Below are 4,673 nucleotides of genomic sequence, written 5' to 3'. Positions count from 1 at the left end.
AAACTCCAACGGGCCAAATGCTGCCCCGCCCCCTCTCCACCCGGGCCTCAATAACTCCCGGAGACGTCGTCGGCCAACCCGATCGAGGTACGCACCTCGAACAGTTCCGGGAAGAAGGTCAGCTCCAAGGCCTGCTTGAGAAAGCCCACGCCGCTGGAGCCGCCGGTGCCGCGCTTGAAGCCGATGATCCGCATCACCGTGCGCATGTGGCGGAAGCGCCACAGCTGGAACTGGGTTTCCAGATCGACCAGATCCTCGCACAGCGCGTATTCGCGCCAGTACAGGTCGGTGTTTTCGTAAATGCGTTCGAACACCGGCTGCAAGGCCGCGTCGCTGACGTGCGGGTTGCGCCAATCGCGTTGCAGATGCGCCGACGGGATGTCGTGGCCGAAACGCGAGAGATACATCAGGAATTCGTCGTACAGGCTCGGCGAGGCCAACGCGGTTTCCAGCGCGGCCTGGCCCTGCGGATCGTGGGCGAAGACCCGCAGCATCGCCTCGTTCTTGTTGCCGAGCATGAACTCGATGCGCCGGTACTGCAGCGACTGGAATCCCGACGACGGCCCCAGGGTTTCGCGGAAGCCCATGTACTCCGACGGCGTCAGCGTTTCCAGCACCGACCACTGCTCGGTGAGCTGGCGCAGCACCTGCTTGCAACGCGCCAGCACCTTCTGGCATTGCCAGACCTGATCCAGGCGCAGGTGTTCGATCGCCGCGGTCAGCTCGTGGATGATCAGCTTCATCCACAGCTCGGAGACTTGGTGCTGGACGATGAAAAGCATCTCATCGTGATGGCTGGGCTGCGACAGCGGCCGCTGCGCCGACAGCAGTTTGTCCAGTTGCAGATAGCCGCCGTAGGTGATGCGTCCGTGCAGGTCGGTATGGATACCGCTTTCCAATTCGCGCTGGTTCTTTTCGACGGACATCGACGGGGCTCGCGGCAGGGGCGCAAAGCGTAGCGCATCCGGCCGGCGGCGGTGACGCGCCACGCGCGAAACAGCCTGTGCCGCAAGCCTCGCGCGTGCCCGCAGTCGCGGCCTGTGCGACGAAAAAAACGCAAAATAGCCGTGCCTGCCCAGTACTTACCGCAACAGCCCGCAGGCGCATCCACAAGGGGAATTCATGCAGAAACTCGCAAGCCGCGCACTCGCGGCGGGTATCGCTTTGGCCTTGGCCGGCGCAGCCGACGCCCAGGTCGTCGTTTCTCAGATCTACGGCGGCGCGGGGACCGCCGCCATCGGCCACAACGCCGACTTCATCGAACTGCACAACAACGGCGACAGCGCCGTCAGCCTCAACGGCTGGAGCGTGCAATACGCCAGCAACGGCAGCGCCTGGCAACGCACCCCGCTCAGCGGCAGCATTCCCGCCGGCGGCTATTACCTGATCCGCCAGCGCAGCGGCGCCGGCAACAGCAGCTTGCCCGCGGCCAACGCCAGCGGCTCGATCTCGATGAACCCCAACCTGGGCAAGGTCGCCTTGGTCGCCGGCAGCGCCTTGCTCACCACCGCCTGTCCGACCGGTTTGGCCGATTTCGTCGGCTACGGCGCGGCCGATTGCGCCGAGGGCGCCGCGCCCGCGGCCAGCGCGGGCACCACCACCGCGCAGTTGCGCAAGGACGGCGGCTGCCTCGACACCCAGCGCAACGCCGCCGATTTCGCGGTCGGCCCGAGCCAGCCGCGCAACAGCGCTTCGCCGAAGAAGCTGTGCGCGCCGCCGGCGCCGTTGCCGGTGATGACCGCGACGGTCAGCGATGTGCTCGAAGGCGATTCGGGCTTCGTCGATGCGGTGTTCAAGCTGCGCCTGGATCGCCCGGCCGGCCCCGATGGCGTGAGCTGGAGCGTGTTCACCAACGGCGGCACCGCCACCGCGGGCAGCGATTATCTGTACATCGACAAGACCGGCTTCATCGCGCCCGGCCAGAGCGAAGCGAGCTTCGTCGTCCAGATCGCCGGCGACACCGTGCCCGAAGCCGACGAAACGGTGACGGTGCAAGTCAAGATCGCCTCCGGCGCGGTGAGCGCCAACGGCGATCATCTGAATCTGCAAACCACCATCCTCGACGACGACCGCCTGCCGCCGCCGATCCTGTCGGTGCTGCCGGTCGCGAAGAACGAAGGCGACGAAGGCTTCACCGCGTTCGAATTCGAACTGCAGCTCGACCGCCCGGCCGGCCCCGCGGGCGTGCGCTGGAGCGCGTTCACCGGCGTCGGCGGCAGCGCGAGCGTGGATGAGGACTACGCGCCGATCGATCTGAGCGGCGAAATCGCGGCCGGCCAACGCAGCGCCAAGTTCGTGTTGCCGGTGCGCGGCGACCGCCGGTTCGAGGGCGATGAAACGGTGAAGCTGCAGATCAAGGCGATCTCCGGCGCGGTCACCGCCAACGGCGATTACCTCGACACCCAGGCGACCATTGTCGACGACGATCTGCGCACCGTGCCGATCAACATCGTGCAAGGCCGCGATGCGGTGTCGCCGCTGCGCGATCAGTTCGTCGCGGTCGAAGGCATCGTCACCGCGCTGGTCGAGGACGGTTTCTTCCTGCAGTCCGAAACCTCGCGCGCCGACGCCGATCCGGAAACCTCCGAAGGCGTGTTCGTGCAAACCGGCGCGGCGCCGTCGCCGGACTGGCGCGCGCGACGCGTGCGCGTGGCCGGCACCGTGACCGAGTTGATGAGCCCGGGCGAGAATCCGTATCGCGAATCGATGACCGCGATCTCGGGCTCGCCGGCGGTGACGGTGCTCGATCCGACGCCGACGTGGTTGCCGGCGCCGGCGGCGCAACTGCTGCCGAACTACTACGTCGGCGTGCGCGGTTACGAGCAATACGAAGGCATGCGGGTGATGCTGCCGCAAACCCGCGCCGTCGGCCCCACCGGCGGCGTCACCGATCAGCGCCTGGAGCTCACCCGCAGCGACGGCCGCTTCTACGTGGTCGACGGCGGCCCGGACCGGCCCGCGCCGATGCGCGAACCCGGCACCCGCTATCCGGCGCTGCTGCACGGCCAAGTGCAGGGCTGGCTGCCGCGTTGGGACGGCAATCCCGAAGCGATCGGCGTCGACAGCGCCGCCGCCGGCCACGCGCCGATCGAGATCGCCGCCGGCACCCCGATCGGCGGTTTGATCGGTCCGCTGGATCAACGCAGCGGCCGCTACACCCTGGTGTTGGAACACGACGCGCCGGTGTCGCTGCCGCCGACGCAGCCGAGCGTGCCGCAAGCGGTCGCCGCGGCCGTGCCGGGACGCCGCGAAACCACCGTCGCGCATTACGACCTGGGCGAGTTCTTCGACGATTTCGCCGCGCCCGGTTCGAACCAGCCCGCGTCGATGCCGTTCGCGCTGGAACAACGCATGGGCAAGATCGCGCGCGGCGTCGTCGATTATCTGCGCACGCCGGACGTGGTCGCCATCAGCGGCGTCGAGAACGAAATGCTGCTGCAACGGCTGGCGCAGCGGATCAATCTGCTCGCCAGCAACAGCGGCCGGGCCGATCCGCGCTATCACCCGATCCTGTTGCCGAACAGCACGCCGACCGCCACGGTCAGCGGTTTCCTGGTGCGCGGCGATGAGGTGCCCAATCGCGGCGCGCGGGTGGTGGTGGAGAATGCCCAGCAACTCGGCGCGGATGCGCTCGGGCCGGCGCCCGAAGGCGGTCAGACGGTGTTGTTCGATCAAGCGCCGTTGGCGATCGATGCGGTGACCAACTACGAGGACGGCAGCCGCTTCGCTGCCCGCATCGTGTTGGTGCGGCTGCAATCGCTCGACGGCATCGACGCCGACACCGCCAAAGCCGAACGTCTGCGGCAACGGCGCTGGACCCAAGCGGACTTCATCGCCCAGTGGGCCCAGCAACATCAACGCAGCGCGGGCGCGTTGCCGCTGTTGTTCGTCGGCGATTTCCAGGCGCATGCGTTCAACGACGGATTCGTCGACGCGATCGGCGCGATCGTCGGCAAACCCGCCGATCCGCTGTCGACGATGGTGCCGCACGACGGCGCCGACCGGGTCGATCCGGATCTGATCGATCTGACTGCGCAACAGCCTGAAGCCGAGCGTTACTCCTCGATCGAGCAAGGCAGCCGGCAGGAACTGCAATCGGTGTTGGCCGACGAAGCCTTGATCCTGCAAACCGAAACCGTGCAAGTCGAACGCGTGCGCATCAACGCCGATCAACCGGCGCAGCTGCGCAATCAACCCGACAGCGCCTTGCGCGCCTCCGTCACCGATCCGGTCCACGTGCGGCTGGTGCCGCGCGCGAAAGCGGCGTTGCGGGTGTGGGCGAACTCGGCGGCGCAACGCCGGGTCGGCGACGGGATGATGGCCAGCTTCACCGCCCAGGTGCAGAACCTGGGGCCGGAGGTGGCCGGACGGGTCGGCCTGGGCCTGGCCCTGTCCGAGCCGGTCGAGCCGCTGTGGGTCGACGTCCACGCGCCCAACTGGACCTGCGAAGCGCCGGTGACCGCCGACGGCCACACCAGCGTGGCCTGCAGCGGCGAGAACGTGCTCCCGCAAGGCCCGGCCGGCAGCCCGCCGGTGCAGCCGCTGCAAGCGGTGACCTTGCACATGCAAGCCACGCCCGAACGCGCCGGACGCACGTTCCGCATGGCGGCCTCGGTGACGTCCTCGGCGATCGACCCCGATCCGTCCGATAACGCCGCCCAGACCGCAACCGA

The 4,673-nt window shown here is 68.0% G+C and carries 2 protein-coding genes; one reads left to right on the top strand and one right to left on the bottom strand.

The features are described 5' to 3' along the window. Window positions 1-47: 47 nt before the first annotated feature. Window positions 48-926, bottom strand: a complete 879-nt coding sequence (locus V7787_RS52225) for a tryptophan 2,3-dioxygenase (RefSeq protein WP_336095365.1) — start codon at window positions 924-926, stop codon at window positions 48-50. A 196-nt stretch (window positions 927-1,122) separates the two neighbouring features. Between V7787_RS52225 and V7787_RS52220 the strand changes: the two genes are divergently transcribed. Then, window positions 1,123-4,673 (top strand): lamin tail domain-containing protein (locus tag V7787_RS52220; protein ID WP_336095364.1); only part of this gene is annotated, 3,551 nt, incomplete at its 3' end.

The organism is Pseudomonas sp. CGJS7 (assembly GCF_036961695.1).
Note: the sequence above shows the minus strand (reverse complement) of the source record. Positions and strands in the feature narration are given on the sequence as shown.